A 17,266-nucleotide genomic window follows, 5' to 3' on the forward strand; every position below is an offset into this window, starting at 1 on the left:
AGGCGTAAAGGTGACGATCGTCCGGCTCAGCCCGACTTGCCGCCGCCCTGCATCGGCGCGACTGCCTCACGACCGAACTTCATGATCAACTCACCGATTTCGCGCGCCTGGTTCATCGAGCGCTGACTCTGCTCGCGCAGGTAATCGCCCTGAATGCGCATGACGTCGCCCAAGTCCTTGGCCTGTGCCGCCGCGCGCATCGCGGCGAACGCCTGCTCGGCGTTCGTTTGCGCCTGATCGATCATCGCGATGCCGAGGCTCGACGAATTGTTCGCCATCTTTTGCCCCGACGCGCGCATCGCCTCGCCCGCGCGCTGCGCGCCCTCGAAGGCCGCGCCGGTCGCGCTGTTCGTGTTCTCGTCCGCCATCATCATGCTCCTCTCCGCGGCCGGTTACCGGACCGCTTGCACCGGCTTAACCGAGCGGGCGCTAAGCGGTTGCACCCGCGCTATTTGCCGAAGCCGAACACGTCCTGATGGAAGCGGCCGCCGGCGATCATCTGTTCGAGCCACGCCGAACCCTGCGCGTGCTCGCCGCCTACCTGTTGTATCCAGATGCGTACTAAAGTGTCTCGTACCGCGGGCGCCATGTAGCGGCCGTCGCCGCACAGGAACACGCTCGCGCCCGCCTCCAACGCGCGCCAAACGCGCTCCTGCTCGGCCCAGAGCGCATCCTGCACGAACCGCCACGGGTGCGACGGCACCGCGGAGAAGGCGAGGTACAGGTCGATCAAGCCGTCCGCCGCCCAAGCCTCCATCTCATCGCGACAGAACCAATCGTGATCGGGGTGACGGCAGCCGAAGAACAGCAGGCTGGTCGCCACCTCCTCGCCCGCCGCCGCCTGCGCCGCGCGTTCCTGCAGAAAACCGCGCAAGGGTGCGAACCCAGTACCGGGGCCAATCAGGATCATCGGCTGCGCGGCGTCAGCCGGCGGCGCGAACGACGGATTGGGGCGGCGAACGTGGCCGAAGACGTGCTCACCCGGCGTGAGCGCCTTCATGTAATCAGACGCGAAGCCGCGGTGCTCGCCGAGGCCCGACCAGGCGGGTGCGGCGATCGTTCCGACGATCAGGTCGGCAACATCGGGCGAGACGAGCGGCGACGAGGCGATCGAGTAGAAGCGCGGCTGGATCGCCGCGCTCCAGTCTATCAGCTGCTCGAGCGTCACCGACACGACCGGGTGTCGTTCGATCAGGTCGAGCAGCGACACGCGCTTTTCGGTCACTTCGGCATCGTAGTCGCGCTCCAGCCCCTGGAGCATTTCGACCGTATGCGGGCACCGCGTGGTGCTGCGCAGACCCGCCAGCGCGCGCCTGGACACCGTCTCGGACAATTCAACGAAGTCGGTCAGCAACTGCTCGACGGTCACCGTGGCGCCGAGCGGCAGGTGCTTGAAGCGGCCGCCCTGCGCGTCGACGCGCACCTGCGCCGAGCCGTGGATGCCGAGCAGGTCGAGCGCACGCGCGACCAGGTCGGGGCGATTGCGTGCGTAGATCGCGAGGTGATCGCCGGCGGCGTAGTGCTGGCCCTCGGGCAGGCGCACGCGCACCAGCCGCGTCGAGGGGCGCGGCGGTTCCTTCGCGAAGTCCCACAAGCCGTCCGCCGGCCGCACCAGTTCGTCGTTGGCGACAATCTCCAGCCGCTGCGCATGCTCGGGCAAGGCGCGCGCGCGGGTCTCGACGGTGTCGACCGGCACCAGCGAGAGCGTCGCGGTGTTCGCCGCCGGCTCCGCCTCTGCGCCCAAGGCCTGCCACAGGTCACGGACGAAGGCCGCGATCGCGCCGTCGAAGTCGCCCTGCCCGTCCGCCTCTCCGCGCGGCACCAGCCGCTCGCCGCCCGCCGCCGCGATCGTAGCATCGACACGTTTCGGGAACGCCTGGAAATTAGGCCACTGGCTGTTGCCGATGCCGAGCACCGCGTAGCGCGCACCCGACCAGTCCGAATCGTCGAAGGCGCCGGCATCAAGCGCGCGCTCGACCTCGACCGCGCTGTCGGGGGCGCGGCCGTTGTAGGTCGCGGTGACGATCACGATCACCTTGTCGGCAGGCCCCGCGCCGCCCCTGAGCCCCTCGTCCATCGACCGCACCACGACGTCGAACCCGTCGGTGCGCGCGCGCTCAGCAATCTCTTCGGCCACGTCGCGCGCCGTGCCAAGCGAGGTGCCGTAGAGCAGCACGAAGCGCTGGCCCGATCCAGCGACGGCACCGACCTCGACCGCTTCTTGCCCCGACGCGGTTTCGCCCAGTTGCAACCGCTCGTGGCTCCCGCGCAGCCGGACGCGCATGGTGAAGTCGTCAGGCTTGATCGACAGCGTTTCCTTGACGCGCAGCGTGTAGCTGTGCGGATCGCTGATCGCGAAGGCGCGCAACAGCATGGCGAGCGCGATCTTCGCCTCGACCATCGCGAACTGCCGCCCGATGCAGGCGCGCTCGCCATTGCCGAACGGCTTGTACGCGTGCGGGTGACGCGCCGCCTCCGCCTCGGGCAGCCAGCGATCGATGTCGAACTCTTCGGGCGAGTCCCACACGTCGGGCGCACGGTGGAGGCCGGGGGTGAAGATGTTGACCGGCCGATCCTTGCGCATCCGCCAGCCGGGTTTGCCGTCGACTGCCCCGATCACCTGATCCTCGAACGGCGCGACGCTGAACGCGGGCGCGGTCGGCCAGAGCCGCAGCGCTTCCTTCAGGACACGCTCGATCACCTCCAGCTTGGCGACCTGCGCATAGTCCGGCCGCGCGTCGCCCGGCAGCACGCGGTCGACCTCGGCATAAGCCTGTGCCAGCACCGCCGGATTGCGCAGCAGGTAGGTGAAGGCGAACGTCAGCATCCCCGACGTCGTTTCATGCCCGGCGATCAGGAAGGTCAGCACCTGATAGCGGATGTTGAGGTCGTCGAGCCCCTCGCCCGTTTCCGGGTCGATCGCGGTCAGCATCAGGTTGAGCAGGTCTTTACCCTCGTTCGGGTTGACCCTGCGGTCGGCGATGATGCCGTCTACCAGCGCGTTCATCTCGGCGATGTCGGCCTCGTACTGCGCCGCCGCACGGCGGGCGAAGCGTTGCTGCACCGGCAATCGCGTGATGACGTTGAGCGCTTCCGACAGCGCACGGCCGAGCGCGACGAGGAAGCTGTCGAGTTCCTCGCGCTCAAACGAGTTGAAGCGGTGACCGAACCCCGCGATCGCGATTGAGTCGAGCGTCAGGCGCGTCATGTCGTCGGCGACGTGGACGTCGGTTCCCGCCGCGCGCGTCCACTTGGCGACCAATTGATCACACACCTCGACGATCATATCGAAATAGCCACGCATCGCGCGCTGCGAGAAGGCGGGCAGCAGTATGCGGTGCGCCTTGCCCCAGTTCGGCTCCTCACTGAACGCGGTGAACAGCCCGTCGCCTGCGAACTTGCGCACGACGCGCAGCGCCGGCCCCGGCATTTTGCGAAAGCGCGTTTCATCTGACAGTTCGGCGACCAGATCGGGATCGGTGACGAAGATCGACACGCGGCTGCCGAAGCGCAGCTTGAAGATGCCCTGCGGCGCTGAACGGCTGACGCTCAGCAGGTGGCCGACAAGTCCCGAGCGCGCGATCTGGTGCAGGTGGCCGATCACGGGCAGCGCGCGTGGCATCGGCACCGGTGCAGACGGCGCGGCGGGTATGTCGTTGGGTTTGCTAGCCATGATCGCCGTTGCTCCGTTGCGCGTGCTAGCTCCCAAACACAGGCTTGGCGCCGCGCGCAAGTTGCCGCAACGGCAGGCTGGCGGCGCGGCGCGGCCACGGATAGAAGGCGCGCATGGTCCGCTTCCTGCCCTCCATGCTCGAACCGCTGGTCGCCGGCATCGCCGCTGCGGTGGGGGTGACGCATCCCGCCAATGCCGCGATGCAGGATCCGGCGACCGACCCGGGTTGCGCCAACGTTCGCGTCGCCATTCCGGCCGAGCTGTCGCATTGGAGCATGCGCTCCCCGCTGACCGCGGGCAATGCGCCGCGCAACGCCCCCGTGCTCGCGATCGGTCGCGCCGCCGACCTCAGGCTCGCACCGCTCGGCGAGGTGCAGCCGCGGATTGCGCCCGGCAAAACGCCGACGCCGGGAAGCTACGCGGGCCTCGCCATGTTCCAGGTGGCGCTCCCCGGTACCTACCGTGTCGCGCTGGGGCAGAGGGCATGGATCGACGTGATCCGCGGCCGCTCGGGCGTGCCGTCGAGCGCGCACACGATGGGGCCGCGCTGCACCGGCGTCGCCAAGCTGGTCGATTTCCGATTGCGGCCCGGTCGCTACGTGCTCCAGCTGACGGGCGCTCCGGCGCAGACCCTTCCCGCCACCATCGTTCGGGTGAAGTGACATGATGCTGCCGTTCCTCGCCCTGCTCGCCCAAGCCGTCGCGCCGGTTCCAGCCCCTGCCCCGACACCCGCGCTTGCCGTCAGCAATCCGGCGATCGCACCCGTCAAAGTCCGGCTCGACACCGCGGCGGGTCCGATCGTCATCGCGGTCGACCGCGAGCACGCGCCGCTCACCGCCGCCAATTTCCTGCGCTACGTCGATGGCAAGAAGCTCGACGGCGTCGCCTTCTACCGCGCGGTGAAGGTCGGCGATGGTTACGGCCTCGCGCAGTTCGGCACGCGCAACGATCCCAAGCGGACACTGCCACCGGTCGCGTTCGAGCCGACGAGCAAGACGGGTCTGAGCCACGTCGACGGCGCGATCTCGATGGCGATGGCGAAGCCGGGCACCGCGGCGGGTGATTTCTTCGTCGTGGTCGGCGACCTGAAATCGATGGACGCGCACGACGCGGAGCCCGGCTTCGCGGTGTTCGGCCGCGTGGTCGAGGGCATGGACGTGATCCGCCGCATCCTCGGATCGCCCACGTCACCGACGGAAGGGCAGGGCGTGATGAAGGGGCAGATGCTCGCACCAACGATCCGTATCGTCAGCGCGCGTCGGGAGCCGTAACGCGGTTCTTGGCTGGCAGGCTTCAGGGCGTCACCTGGCCGAAGGGTGGTAAAGCGTTACCTTTTCGCCACATTGTCGCGGGGCAGCCGATGCGGCATAAGTAGAATCGCGCGATGTCGCTCTCGCCCGCCTTCCTCGACGAACTGCGCGGGCGCACGCATCTGTCGGCGCTGGTCGGAAAAACCGTCAAGCTGACGCGCGCGGGCCGTGAGATGCGCGGCTGCTGCCCGTTCCACAACGAGAAGACGCCCAGCTTCTACGTCAACGACGAGAAGGGCTTCTATCATTGCTTCGGCTGTTCGGCGCACGGCGACGCGATACGCTGGATGACCGACCACCAGGGCCTTCCGTTCATCGATGCGGTCAAGGAACTCGCCGCCGCCGCCGGGCTCGAGGTGCCGCAGGCCGATCCGCGCGCGGCGCAGAAGGCGGAGCGTGCCAAGTCACTCCACGACGTGATGCAGGCCGCCGCCGACTGGTTCGTGAGCCAACTCGGCGGGCTCGACGGCGCGGAGGCACGCGCCTTGCTCGACCGCCGCGGCGTGAGCGCGTCGACGCAGCGTACCTTCGGCTTCGGCTACGCGCCGGACAGCCGCGGCAAGCTGCGCGCGGCGCTGAAGGATTTCGGCGACGCGATGCTGGTCGAGGCCGGGCTACTAATCCAGGTCGACAACAAGGAGCCATACGACCGTTTCCGCGGCCGGCTGATGATCCCGATCCGCGATCAGCGCGGTCGCGTGATCGCGTTCGGCGGGCGCATCATCGGAGAGGGCGAGCCGAAGTACCTGAACTCGCCCGATACGCCGTTGTTCGACAAGGGGCGCACGCTCTACAATCTCGATCGCGCGTCGGCGGCGGCGCGCAAGGCCGACCGCGTGTTCGTGGTCGAGGGGTACATGGACGCGGTCGCGCTCGCGCAGGGTGGCGTGGGTGAGGTCGTTGCCCCGCTCGGTACGGCGCTAACTGAGGCGCAACTCGAACGGCTGTGGCGGATGGTCGATGTGCCGATGGTCTGCCTCGATGGTGACGGCGCGGGGCAGAAGGCCGCGATCCGCGCCGCACAGCGTGCGCTGCCGATGTTGGCGCCGGGTCGCAGCCTGTCCTTCATCACGCTGCCCGAGGGACAGGACCCCGACGACCTGATGCAACAAGGCGGCGCGCGCGCGTTCGAGGCGCTGGTGCGCGAGGCCGAGCCGCTGGTCGAACGGTTGTGGAAGCACGAGCTCGCCGCCGAACCGCTCGACACGCCCGAGCAGCGCGCCGGCTTGAAGCGCCGCCTGTCCGACCTCGCCAACACCATCGCCGACCCGAGCGTCAAGTCGGAGTATGTCGCCGAGTTCCGCCACCGCTTCGACCAGCAGTTCGCACGCGGGCGGCAGGCAGGCGGCTTTCAGGCACGCACCCCCTTCTTCCCCTATCAGCAGCGCCGCGCTGGGCAGAAATGGTCGCCGCCCCCTGCCCCCGTGACCGACGACGCAAAGGCGGTGCGCGCGGCGGGCGGGATCGACCGCGTGCTCGCGAAAGCGGTGCTCGCCGGGCTGATCCGCCATCCGGCCGAGATCGCGACGCATATGGAAGTGCTCGGCAGCCTCAAGCTCGCCGACGGCGCGCTTGGGCGATTGTTCGAGGCAGTGGTCGACGTGGCGCTAGAGGACCGATCGCGACGGGAGGGGGCGCTTGATAGCCAGCGCCTCGTCACCATATTGACGCGATCCGGCTTCGAACAGGTCGCGTCCGACCTGCTCAGGGCCGATACGATGCCCTATTCGTTCACGCGCAAGACGGCGGACGAGAACAAGGCGCGCGAGGACCTCGACGAGGCGATCGCCATTCTTGTCTCCCGCCCCGAAGTGGATGCAGCGCTGGCGGACGCGACCTCCGCGATGCAGTGCCACTTCACCGACGAAGCGTTTGAACGACAGGTGGCATTGGTCAACGAACAACGGGCGCTGGACGTGCGGCTTGCAAATCTCGTGCAGGCGAACGAAGACGCCCGCGCGCTAGGTACCGAGGACAATTGATGGCGAAGGCGAATATAGCGGAAGCACCCGAGGCTCAGGACAACGGGGATGCGCCGCTGATCGACTTGAACGACGCGAACATCAAGAAGGTGATCGCCCGCGCCAAGAAGCGCGGCTACATCACCTATGACCAGCTGAACGACGCGCTGCCGCAGGGCGAGATGTCGTCCGATCAGATCGAGGACATTACCTCGGCGCTGAACGAGATGGGCATCAACATCGTCGAGAACGACGAGCAGGGCGAGGAAGGCGAGACCGAGGAACGCGCGGAGGAGGACGAGGTCGAGGCGACCGACGCCGAGACCGACAGCAGCGCGCCCGTCGTCGAGAAGAAGAAGGAAACCGTTGATCGCACCGACGATCCGGTCCGCATGTACCTGCGCGAGATGGGGGCGGTCGAGCTGCTGTCGCGCGAAGGCGAGATCGCAATCGCCAAGCGGATCGAGGCCGGGCGCGACACGATGATCCTGGGGCTGTGCGAGAGCCCGATCACCTTCAACGCGATCATCGACTGGTCGACGGCGCTCAACGAAGGGCAGATGCAGCTGCGCGAGATTCTCGATCTCGACGCGATGCTGTCGAAGGGTCCGTCGGCCGAGCAGGTCGAGGGCGCCGAGGACGACGACGGCGAGATCAGCGAGAAGAACGCCGGCACCAGTTTCAAGGAAGAAGAGGACGTCGCCGAGGAGCCGTCGGCCGACGAAGACGACGAGTCGGGCGAGCCGCGCACCCCGCGTCCCAGCGACGACGAGGACGAGGACAATACGCTCAGCCTCGCGCAGATGGAGGAAACGCTCAAGCCGCAGGCGCTGGAGAAGTTCGCCAACATTACCGCGCTCTACAAGAAGTTCTCCAAGATGCAGGAGACGCGGCTGGGTGCGATGGGCGGCGGCAACGAGCTGTCTGCCGCCGACGAGCGCAAGTACCAGAAGCTGCGCGAGGAGCTGACCGCCGAGGTCGAAAGCGTCCAGTTCCATCAGGCGAAAATCGAGTTCCTGGTCGATCAGCTCTACTCGTACAACCGTCGCCTGACCGCGCTCGGCGGGCAGATGCTGCGTCTGGCCGAGCGCCACAAGGTCAGCCGCGCCGACTTCCTCAAGCGCTACATGGGCCACGAGCTCGACGACACGTTCCTGGCGAGCGTCAGCGGCATTGACAAGAAGTGGACTGCGTTCGCGACCAACGAGGCGGGCGCCGTGGAGCGCATCCGCAGCGAGATCGCCGAGATCTCGCAGCAGACCGGCATGGGGCTCGCCGAGTTCCGCCGCATCGTCAACATGGTGCAGAAGGCCGAGCGTGAGGCGCGCATCGCCAAGAAGGAGATGGTCGAGGCAAACCTGCGCCTCGTGATCTCGATCGCGAAGAAGTACACCAACCGCGGCTTGCAGTTTCTGGACCTGATCCAGGAAGGCAACATTGGCCTGATGAAGGCGGTGGACAAGTTCGAGTATCGCCGCGGTTATAAGTTCAGCACTTACGCGACGTGGTGGATCAGGCAGGCGATCACGCGCTCGATCGCCGATCAGGCGCGCACGATCCGCATCCCGGTCCACATGATCGAGACGATCAACAAGCTGGTCCGCACCAGCCGCCAGTTCCTCCACGAACAGGGCCGCGAGCCCACGCCCGAGGAAATGGCAGAGCGCCTGAGCATGCCGCTCGAGAAGGTGCGCAAGGTGATGAAGATCGCCAAGGAGCCGATCTCCCTCGAGACGCCGATCGGCGACGAGGAAGACAGCCATCTGGGCGACTTCATCGAGGACAAGAACGCGGTCATTCCGGTCGACGCGGCAATTCAGGCGAACCTGAAGGAAACGGTCACCCGCGTCCTTGCCAGCCTGACGCCGCGCGAGGAGCGCGTGCTGCGCATGCGCTTCGGTATCGGCATGAACACCGACCACACGCTGGAGGAGGTCGGGCAACAGTTCTCGGTCACGCGCGAGCGTATCCGTCAGATCGAGGCAAAGGCGCTTCGCAAGCTCAAGCACCCGAGCCGCAGCCGCAAGATGCGCAGCTTCCTCGACCAGTAACCTCAAACGCCAGCAAATCGGCGCCGGCGAAGTCCTTCTTCGCCGGCGTTTTTGTTCGCGTGCGCGATGCGGAAGCACTCAGTTCCGACGCTTGTTGCTCCATTCCGGCGCATGTTCACGTACATTGAGCGCCGAGTAGAAATGCTCCGTTCTGCACCAGCCTGCTATGCGTGACCAAGTCAGCACGGCAACGTGCAAGTCATGGAAAACGCATCGCTTCCGCAACTCAGCCCCGAGCAGCAGGTGACCGCGTCGGAGCTCGTCCGCCACTTCGGGCTATGGCAGGACCGCGCCGCACGCGCGCCGGTCTACGTGCATCATCGCGGCCGATTGCGACTGGTGCTGCTGTCGCTAGAGCTGATGGACTCGATCTGCGCCCCGCATCTGGGCGGCTCAGCCGACCAGCAGGATCAGCTCTCCGGCCTAATCGACCACCTCGACGAAGCGCTGATCGTCTTCACCGCGAGCGGACGCGTCCGTCACGCCAACGCCGCCGCACACACCCGCTTCGGCAAGGGTGCGCAGGTCGACCGGACCGCCAGGCAGCTGTCTCAGGTGAGCGGCATGTTCCTCGACGACGCGATCGCGCGCGTGCTCGCCAGTGGAACGGGTGAGACGCTCGACCTCGTGCCCGATCCCTACCCCGCCCGGCGGCTGCACGCGCGCATCGATCCGCTCGGCGACGGCTGCCTGCTCGTCGCACGCGACGCGACTGCAGCGGAAGAGGCGCGCGCGCGCGCGGCCGAGCTGCGTGCACTCGAACGCGCGATCGAGGTGTCGAACGTGGCGGCGCGCGCACGCGTCAACCCGCGCGGGTATCTGCTCGACCCCGACGCCGCGCTCGCGCGCGTGACAGGCACGACGCCCGAACAGCTCGCCGCCGCGCGCTTCCTGACGCTGGTCGCGGTCGCGGACCGCGCCCGCGTCGGAGACATGATCGAATACGTCTTCGCGAACGCCGCCGCAGTCGGCACGCGCGCGCAGCTGCTGGTGCGCGGCGCGACCGCCGCACCCGTCGCGCTCGGTCTGGCGCCGGTCGAGCGCGGTGGCAGGGTCGAGGAAGTCACCATCGTGCTGACGCCCACGTCAACCTGAACGCGCCCTCCACTCGGATCGTCGCATTGCACGACCGCTCGGTCCGAAACGGCCGCTCGGACGATCGGCGCGACCGCATGTAAACGCGACCTTCACACTCGCGCGCTATCCCGAGCGAGCCGGGGGGTCGGCGATCATCAACGGAGGTGGAGGCGCGCGTGATTGTTGCATCGAGCGAGGCATGGTCGGACGGCACGCGCACGCTCGCGTCACTCGTCGCGACCGACGGCACCGCCGCGCAGACGCACGCGATGCTGCTCGCCCGTCCGGCCGCCTCGATGCGTGACCTGGCGGACGCGGTTCACGCGCTGTGCACCGTCCACGGCTCGGCCGACCGCCGGCCGCCGACGCTCGCCACCGACGACGCCGCGCTGCAGAACTGGATCGCGCGCGTTCCCGACATCCGCGCCGATGAGCGCGCGTTCATGGCGCGTCTCGCTGCCGATGTCGGCCCGATTCCATCGACACCCGGCCATGCCGCGACCGAGGCAGCGCTGATTACGCAGCGCCAGGTGCTCGATCGCCTGTCCGCCTCCGACCGCGCCGGCTGTGCGCTGGGAGCGGCCGTCGCGCTGACGCTCGACTGGGTTGCGGTGCGTACAGTGCTCGACAACGCCGCGCGTCGGCTGTTCGGAACTGGCCCCGCGGCGACGCCTGAGTTCGCGCGACAGATCACCGCACTGCTCGCGCAGGCGCCGCTGCCCGCCGGGATCGAGCGCGCGATGCTGTTCGGCGCGGAACAGTTGCTCGGGCAGCACCGTGGGCTCTGGCACCTGCTGGAGGCGCGCGCCTCAGCGCGCGAACGCGCCTGAGCCGCAGCGAGGATCACACCTTGAACTAAGTCGCCCGCTTGCATCGCGGCGCGGCTCTCCGCTACGTCCGTGGCCGAACGATCGAACAGGACGGGATTGCCCATGCAGCGCTTCGAGGGAACGCAGAGCTACGTTGCGACCGACGATCTGAAGGTCGCGGTCAATGCCGCCGTCACGCTGCGCCGCCCCTTGCTGGTGAAGGGCGAGCCCGGCACCGGCAAGACCGTGCTCGCGCACGAGATCGCCAAGGCGGCGAACGCCGAGCTGATCGAGTGGAACGTGAAGTCGACCACCAAGGCGCAGCAGGGCCTGTACGAATATGACGCGGTCGCGCGCCTGCGTGACGGGCAATTAGGTGACGAGCGCGTTCACGACATTGCCAATTACATCCGCCGCGGCAAATTGTGGGAAGCGTTTACCCGTCCCACGCCGCCGGTCCTGCTGATCGACGAGATCGACAAGGCGGATATCGAGTTTCCAAATGACCTGTTGCAGGAACTAGATCGCATGGAGTTCCACGTCTACGAGACGAAGGAGACGGTGCGCGCGATCGAGCGGCCGATTGTCGTCATCACCAGCAACAACGAGAAGGAACTGCCCGACGCGTTCCTGCGTCGCTGCTTCTTCCACTACATCAAGTTTCCCGACCGTGACACGATGCAGGCGATCGTCGACGTTCACTTTCCCGGCATCCAGAAGATGCTCGTCAGCCGCGCAATGGACATCTTCTACGACGTGCGTGAAGTGCCCGGATTGAAGAAGAAGCCGTCGACCAGCGAGCTGCTCGACTGGCTGCGGCTGCTGCTGCACGAGGACATGCCGCTCGAGGTGCTGCAGAACCGCGACCCGACCAAGGCAATCCCGCCGCTCCACGGCGCGCTGCTCAAGAACGAGCAGGACGTGATGCTGTTCGAACGCCTCGCCTTCATGGCGCGGCGGCAGGCGAACAAGGGCTGACGCGGCCGCTTTTCTCACCCACTTTCGCCTGCTAGCCTTCACCGATCGGGCGGGGGCTTGGATGATTGAGAGCGGATCGAGTATCGTCGGGGTTGACCCCGGGCGTTGGGGGCTGCCGCCCGCGACGGCATTTCGCATCGAATTGCCGGCGCCGGACCTCCGCCCGTTTTTCACCGACTACTATCTGCTCGACTCCGATCCCGACGTTCACGCCGGTGCGGTCAGCTATCCGATGCCGTCATGGCCGATGATCCGCATCCGCGTTTCGGCCGATCCGATCTCCTTGCGGTTAGGCCCGCGCTGCTACGATCCGCTGCCGGCGGCGGCGCTCTACGGCACCACGACCCGCGCGATGCAGACGACCACGCACGGCGGCGTGACCGTTGGCGTCGGCATCACTCCACTCGGCTGGTCACGGTTGTTCTCAGTCTCCGCCGACAAGGTGCGCGATCAGGTCGTGCCGTTATGGGAGCTGCTTCCTGCCCCGGCCGTGACCGCGCTGGTGGACGCGTTGCGCACGGCCGATCTAACGACGGAATTGTCCGCGATCCTCGATACGTTCCTGCGCGCACACCTGTTGCCGGCGAGCCCGTGCGACGATGCGATCCGCGTACTCAGTCGTATGATCGCCGATGAGCAAGTCGAGGATATCGGATCGGCCAGCCACGAACTCGGCCTGTCGACCGCGGCCCTCAGGCGCCTCTCGGCCCGCTATTTCGGCTATCCACCCAAGCTGCTGCTGGTCCGCGCGCGCTTCATGCGATCTTTGCTGCGCATGATGCTGACAGGTGAATGCGCCGACTATTCCGCCATCGAGCCGACCTATTTCGACAAATCGCACTTCCTGCGCGACGCCCGCCGCTTTCTGGACACCACGCCCAGGCGTTTCATGCAGCGCAGCAACCCCTACGTCCTGGGGATCCTGCGCGCACGCCGCGACGTGGCGCGTGCAGTTGCAGCGGCGGCCGACCTCCCGGTAACGCCTCGCTAACCACGCCCGTCAAACGCATCCTTACAATGAACGCGATACCAAAGGGTCATGGTTCGCGTTCCCCCCACGTGCATCGCCCTTGCCGCCGCTGTCGCCGCCCTGTTCGGTGCAGCACCGGCCTCCGCCAATCTGCTCGACTATGTCGGGCAATGCGTGCCCTTCGCGCGTCAGGCATCGGGTATCCAGATCTACGGCGATGCATGGACGTGGTGGGATCAGGCGGACGGTCGCTACAAGCGCGGGCACAAGCCGAAGGTCGGCGCGGTCATTGTCTTCGCGAAGACTGGCCAGCTTCGCCTCGGTCATGTCGCGGTGGTCAGTCGCGTCGTCGAGAACCGCGTGCTGATGCTGACCCACGCCAATTGGTCGCGTCAGAACGGCGAGCGCGGCCACGCCGAGCAGGACGTGACGCTGTACGACGTGTCCGACGACAATGACTGGAGCCGGGTGAAGGTGTGGTACCGCGACTCGAACGGGCTGGGCGGCAGCATCTATCCGGTAAAGGGCTTCATCTACGGCACTGGTGACACCGCGCGCGAGCTGACCGGGCGCAATCCCGATTACGTCGGTGCGCTGATCGACGCCTATGTGCCGGGCGCGGGCGGGCACTGAGCGCAACAGACCTGCTCGACACACGTCACCGGGCGCGGCACACTCCGCCGCATGTTCCTCCACTTCCTCGACGAGCTCCGCGCCGCCGGCATCCCCGCCAGCATGAAGGAGCATCTGATCCTGCTCGAAGCGCTCGAGGCCGAGGTGATCGAGCGCAAGCCGGAGGATTTCTACTACCTCTCGCGCTCGGTCTACGTGAAGGACGAGGGACTGCTCGACAAGTTCGACCAGGTCTTCGCCAAAGTGTTCAAGGGGCTGGAAACCAGCTTCGCGACCAACGAGGCCGCGATCCCCGCCGACTGGCTGAAGGCAGTGGCCGAGAAATATCTCACGCCTGAGGAGATGGAGGCGATCAAGTCGCTCGGCTCGTGGGACGAGATCATGGAAACGCTCAAGAAACGGCTAGAGGAGCAGGAAAAACGCCACCAGGGCGGCAACAAGTGGATCGGCACCGGCGGCACCAGCCCGTACGGCAATTCGGGTTATAATCCCGAGGGTGTGCGGATCGGCGGCGAGAGCCGGCACAAGCGCGCGTTGAAGGTGTGGGACCAGCGCGAGTTCAAGAACCTCGACAACACGCGCGAACTCGGCACGCGCAACATCAAGGTGGCGCTACGCCGGTTGCGCAAGTTCGCGCGCGAGGGCGCGGCGGACGAGCTCGACATCGATGCCACGATTGCGGGCACCGCGCGGCAGGGCTGGCTCGACGTCCACATGCGCCCGGAGCGCCGTAATGCGGTCAAGCTATTGCTGTTCCTCGATGTCGGCGGATCAATGGACCCCTTCATCAAGCTGTGCGAGGAATTGTTCTCCGCCGCGACGACCGAGTTCAAGAACCTCGAGTTCTTCTACTTCCACAATTGCCCGTATGAGGGCGTGTGGAAGGACAACAAGCGTCGCTTCGCCGAGCGCACGCCGATGTGGGACGTGCTCCACAAATTCCCGCACGACTACAAGCTGATCTTCGTCGGCGATGCGGCGATGAGCCCGTACGAGATCACGCATCCCGGCGGCTCGGTCGAGCATTTCAACAAGGAAGCGGGCGCGGTGTGGATGCAGCGCCTCACCACCACCTACCCCGCCGCGGTGTGGCTTAACCCGACACCCAAGGCACAGTGGGGCTATTCGCAATCGACCAAGATCATGCGCGAGCTGTTGAACGACCGCATGTACCCGCTAACGCTCGACGGCCTGGACGAGGCGATGCGCGAGCTGACCCGCAAGCGGTGAGACGCGCGCTCAGCGGTGCCCGCGCCAGATCCTCAGCCGTTGCCCCGCTGGCGCACCGCCACCCTGCTCCGCATCGCAGGCGACGTAACGGAAGCGCTTGTCGGTGCAGAGCCACAGCTCGTCGAGCCAGCCCGCCTTCTTGGTCGTGACCCGCACGGCACCCGTGGGCAAGCCGTTCACCGCGGCGAAGCGGCGCTTGAAGTCGGCAACGGTCAGCGACGTGCGCGACAGCGCGTCCATGTCGGGGAAGCGCAGCCGTTCGAACATCGCGGTCGAGCGCGCAAAATAGGCTTCAGGCGAGGTGCCGGGCATGCAGGTTCCGTGCTTCGACCATTCGTGCTGCATCAGCTGCGCCGAGGGCGTCGAGCACAGATGCTGGCGGATCAGCCGCGTCGGCAGGATCGGCGTCGCCTGACAATATTGCGGCCACTCCTTGCCGACGCCGTCCGGCCAGAGCCCGTGGAGCACGAAGCCGAAATCGTTACCGCCGCCGCACTGCACGTTGCTGCGCGCGCCGCGATCACGCGATCCGGTGCGGCAATATTCCGGGCTCCAGCTGATCGCGAGCGTGTAGCTGCCGATCGGCAGGCGCCGCACCGGCTGGCTCGCCGAAGGCAGATCGGGTCGCGGCCGCTCTATCGTCGAAGGGATGCGGCAGACATTCGCCTGCGCGCTCGCGATCGCGGGCGCCAGCAACGCCGCGCCGGCCGCCAGTATCGCTGCCAGCCGCGTCATTCGCCGTCCTCCACCAACTCGTCGGTCACATCTTCGCCGAACCACGCGCGAGCGTCGAAGCGGAACAGCATGGCCGCCGCCGCGACGCCCAGGGCGGTCGTCAGCACCGACAGGATCAGCGAGGGCGCACCCATCGCGCCGCCCAGCGCCGCGGGCAGGTTGAACAGGAAGCGGAGCGCAGAAAGCCCGGCGAGCACCACCACGATCCACTTGGCGACCACGCTCGCGCGCCGCGCGGTGAAGAACCACAGCAGCAGCGTGATCGCGATGTTCAGCCCGAGCATGACGAACAGCATCCAGCCGAACGGCTTTGTTTGCGGGTTGGCGGCGAGCTTCGCCTGCATCGCGGGCCAATCGACAACCCAGCTGACCAGCGAGAGCGCGAAACCGGACAGGTAAAGCCGCTCAAAGGTGATGATTGAAGCCGGTCGCTGCATAGGTCCTGTGGTCCGGTGGTGGATTGTTGATGGTGCCGCTAGGCCAGCGCGAAGTCGAGCCCGATGTCGGCGGCTGGCGCGGATTGCGTGATGCGACCGACGCTGACGAAATCGACGCCCGTCTCCGCGATGGCGCGGATCGTCTCCAGCGTGACTCCGCCCGATGCCTCGGTCGGAACGCGTTCACCGACCAGGGTCACTGCACCGCGCAGGATGGCCGGCGTCATGTTGTCGAGCAGCAGGTGCGTCGCGCCCGCCGCCAGTGCTGGCTCGATCTGGTCGACGCGGTCCACCTCGACGATGATGCGCGCCACGCCCGCCGCCTTCGCGCGCGCCGCGGCCTCTGCGACCCCGCCCGCGACCGCGACATGGTTGTCCTTAATCATCGCCGCATCCCACAACCCCATGCGGTGGTTGGTGGCGCCACCCATGCGGGTCGCGTACTTCTCCAATCGCCTAAGGCCCGGGATCGTTTTGCGCGTGTCGAGCAGTGTCGCACGGGTGCCCTCGATCCGGTCGACGTAGCTGCGGGTCAGCGTCGCGATCCCCGAGAGATGCTGCACCGTGTTGAGCGCGGATCGCTCCGCCGTCAGCAGCGCGCGCGCATTGCCCTCGACGCGCATCAGGTTCGCGCCTGCTGCAACCCGGTCGCCGTCGCTGACGAGCAGTTCGATCTGCGCGTCGGGATCGAGCCGGCGAAAGAGCGCCGCCGCGATCTCCAGCCCGGCAACGGTGATCGCGTCGCGGCTGTCCATCACCGCGGTGAAGCGCGCATCGGCAGGGATTACCGCGGCGGAGGTGACATCACCCCCCTCGCCCATGTCCTCGGCCAGCGTCGCTGACACGAACGCGTCGAGATCGAAGCCGTCGAGCACGAAGGTCACGGCAATGTCTCATTGGGCTCGACGCCCCACAAGCGGCTGCTCTCGACCCATCCCGCCTGGCCGTGAACGTCGAAGCGGCACCAGCCCGATCCGCACTGGCTCAAGCGCCCGACGACACCGGGCGCCGCGCGCCACAGCAGCTTTCCGCCGCCACGCCGCTCGTGCATCTCGACCGGCTGCCCGTCCTCGACGATCGCGGTGCGCGTGCTGCTGATCAGATTGCCCAGGAACCAGCCCTGCGTCCCGCTCGGGTCCTCGACCTTGCGCCATTCCTTGAACGTGTCGATGACGCGGACCGGCAGGTCGCGACGAATGTACAGCCACGTCGCGGGGTAAGTGCGTCCGGGGCCACTCCGCATCCGCGCGCGCGCCGGCGCGATCGAGGCATAATAAGGCGGCTTCTGCTTCGGCTCGGCCGCCTGCGCGCCATCGACGATGCACAAGGCGGCGAGTGCACCGACGATGACGACCCTGAAACGCCTGTTCACTTAACCGATCCCCCTACGCCCGACCGCAT

16 protein-coding genes are annotated in these 17,266 nt (G+C 67.1%); 10 read left to right on the forward strand and 6 right to left on the reverse strand.

Going from position 1 to position 17,266, the window contains the following annotated elements:
- Window positions 1-26 precede the first annotated feature (26 nt).
- Both BMW51_RS02980 and BMW51_RS02985 read right to left on the reverse strand, forming a co-directional pair.
- A complete protein-coding gene (locus tag BMW51_RS02980; protein ID WP_093003844.1) occupies window positions 27-368 on the reverse strand; it encodes a phasin family protein in 342 nt (113 codons plus the stop codon).
- Window positions 369-448: 80 nt separating this feature from the next.
- Window positions 449-3,673, reverse strand: a complete 3,225-nt coding sequence (locus BMW51_RS02985; RefSeq protein WP_093003151.1) for a bifunctional cytochrome P450/NADPH--P450 reductase — start codon at window positions 3,671-3,673, stop codon at window positions 449-451.
- 113 nt (window positions 3,674-3,786) lie between these two features.
- On the opposite strand from BMW51_RS02985, the gene BMW51_RS02990 reads away from it, so the two are divergent.
- The 10 genes from BMW51_RS02990 (at window position 3,787) to BMW51_RS03035 (ending at window position 14,693) form a co-directional block, all read left to right on the forward strand.
- Entirely contained in the window at window positions 3,787-4,335 is a 549-nt protein-coding gene (locus BMW51_RS02990; RefSeq protein ID WP_093003153.1) for a hypothetical protein, read from the forward strand.
- A gap of 4 nt (window positions 4,336-4,339) precedes the next feature.
- On the forward strand, window positions 4,340-4,945 hold the full coding sequence (locus tag BMW51_RS02995; RefSeq protein ID WP_093003846.1) for a peptidylprolyl isomerase: 606 nt from the start codon (window positions 4,340-4,342) through the stop codon (window positions 4,943-4,945).
- Between the two features lie 113 nt (window positions 4,946-5,058).
- The gene (dnaG, locus tag BMW51_RS03000) at window positions 5,059-6,966 is read left to right on the forward strand and encodes a DNA primase (RefSeq protein ID WP_093003155.1); all 1,908 of its coding nucleotides are present in this window, start codon (window positions 5,059-5,061) and stop codon (window positions 6,964-6,966) included.
- Window positions 6,966-8,996, forward strand: coding sequence for an RNA polymerase sigma factor RpoD (rpoD, locus tag BMW51_RS03005; protein ID WP_093003157.1), 2,031 nt, complete (start codon window positions 6,966-6,968; stop codon window positions 8,994-8,996). The genes dnaG and rpoD overlap by 1 nt, the downstream gene beginning before the upstream one ends.
- A gap of 201 nt (window positions 8,997-9,197) precedes the next feature.
- A complete protein-coding gene (locus BMW51_RS03010) occupies window positions 9,198-10,091 on the forward strand; it encodes a nitrogen regulation protein NR(II) (protein ID WP_093003159.1) in 894 nt (297 codons plus the stop codon).
- A 158-nt stretch (window positions 10,092-10,249) separates the two neighbouring features.
- Window positions 10,250-10,903, forward strand: coding sequence for a DUF6975 family protein (locus BMW51_RS03015; RefSeq protein WP_093003848.1), 654 nt, complete (start codon window positions 10,250-10,252; stop codon window positions 10,901-10,903).
- A 102-nt stretch (window positions 10,904-11,005) separates the two neighbouring features.
- Window positions 11,006-11,860 (forward strand): AAA family ATPase, encoded by an 855-nt coding sequence (locus BMW51_RS03020; RefSeq protein ID WP_093003161.1) that lies wholly within the window; start codon window positions 11,006-11,008, stop codon window positions 11,858-11,860.
- Window positions 11,861-12,002: 142 nt separating this feature from the next.
- Window positions 12,003-12,851 (forward strand): helix-turn-helix domain-containing protein, encoded by an 849-nt coding sequence (locus BMW51_RS03025; protein WP_143051785.1) that lies wholly within the window; start codon window positions 12,003-12,005, stop codon window positions 12,849-12,851.
- 48 nt (window positions 12,852-12,899) lie between these two features.
- Window positions 12,900-13,463, forward strand: coding sequence for a CHAP domain-containing protein (locus BMW51_RS03030; protein ID WP_093003165.1), 564 nt, complete (start codon window positions 12,900-12,902; stop codon window positions 13,461-13,463).
- A gap of 51 nt (window positions 13,464-13,514) precedes the next feature.
- Complete coding sequence (locus BMW51_RS03035) at window positions 13,515-14,693, forward strand: vWA domain-containing protein (protein ID WP_093003167.1); 1,179 nt, start codon at window positions 13,515-13,517, stop codon at window positions 14,691-14,693.
- 9 nt (window positions 14,694-14,702) lie between these two features.
- Here BMW51_RS03035 and BMW51_RS03040 read toward each other — a convergent pair whose 3' ends face one another.
- Genes BMW51_RS03040 through BMW51_RS03055 form a run of 4 tightly spaced genes read right to left on the reverse strand, consistent with a single transcriptional unit; the run spans window position 14,703 to window position 17,237 of the window.
- The gene (locus tag BMW51_RS03040) at window positions 14,703-15,428 is read right to left on the reverse strand and encodes a ribonuclease T2 family protein (protein ID WP_093003169.1); all 726 of its coding nucleotides are present in this window, start codon (window positions 15,426-15,428) and stop codon (window positions 14,703-14,705) included.
- Window positions 15,425-15,865 carry a hypothetical protein gene (locus BMW51_RS03045; protein ID WP_093003171.1) on the reverse strand — a complete coding sequence of 147 codons (441 nt, stop codon included), beginning with the start codon at window positions 15,863-15,865 and terminating at the stop codon, window positions 15,425-15,427. The genes BMW51_RS03040 and BMW51_RS03045 overlap by 4 nt, the downstream gene beginning before the upstream one ends.
- Before the next feature lie 38 nt (window positions 15,866-15,903).
- Window positions 15,904-16,749, reverse strand: coding sequence for a carboxylating nicotinate-nucleotide diphosphorylase (gene nadC, locus BMW51_RS03050; RefSeq protein WP_177171492.1), 846 nt, complete (start codon window positions 16,747-16,749; stop codon window positions 15,904-15,906).
- Window positions 16,746-17,237 carry an SH3 domain-containing protein gene (locus BMW51_RS03055; protein ID WP_093003175.1) on the reverse strand — a complete coding sequence of 164 codons (492 nt, stop codon included), beginning with the start codon at window positions 17,235-17,237 and terminating at the stop codon, window positions 16,746-16,748. Before BMW51_RS03055 ends, nadC begins: the two co-directional genes overlap by 4 nt.
- Between the last annotated feature and the right edge of the window lie 29 nt (window positions 17,238-17,266).

The organism is Sphingomonas palmae, assembly GCF_900109565.1.
Lineage (GTDB): Bacteria > Pseudomonadota > Alphaproteobacteria > Sphingomonadales > Sphingomonadaceae > Sphingomonas > Sphingomonas palmae.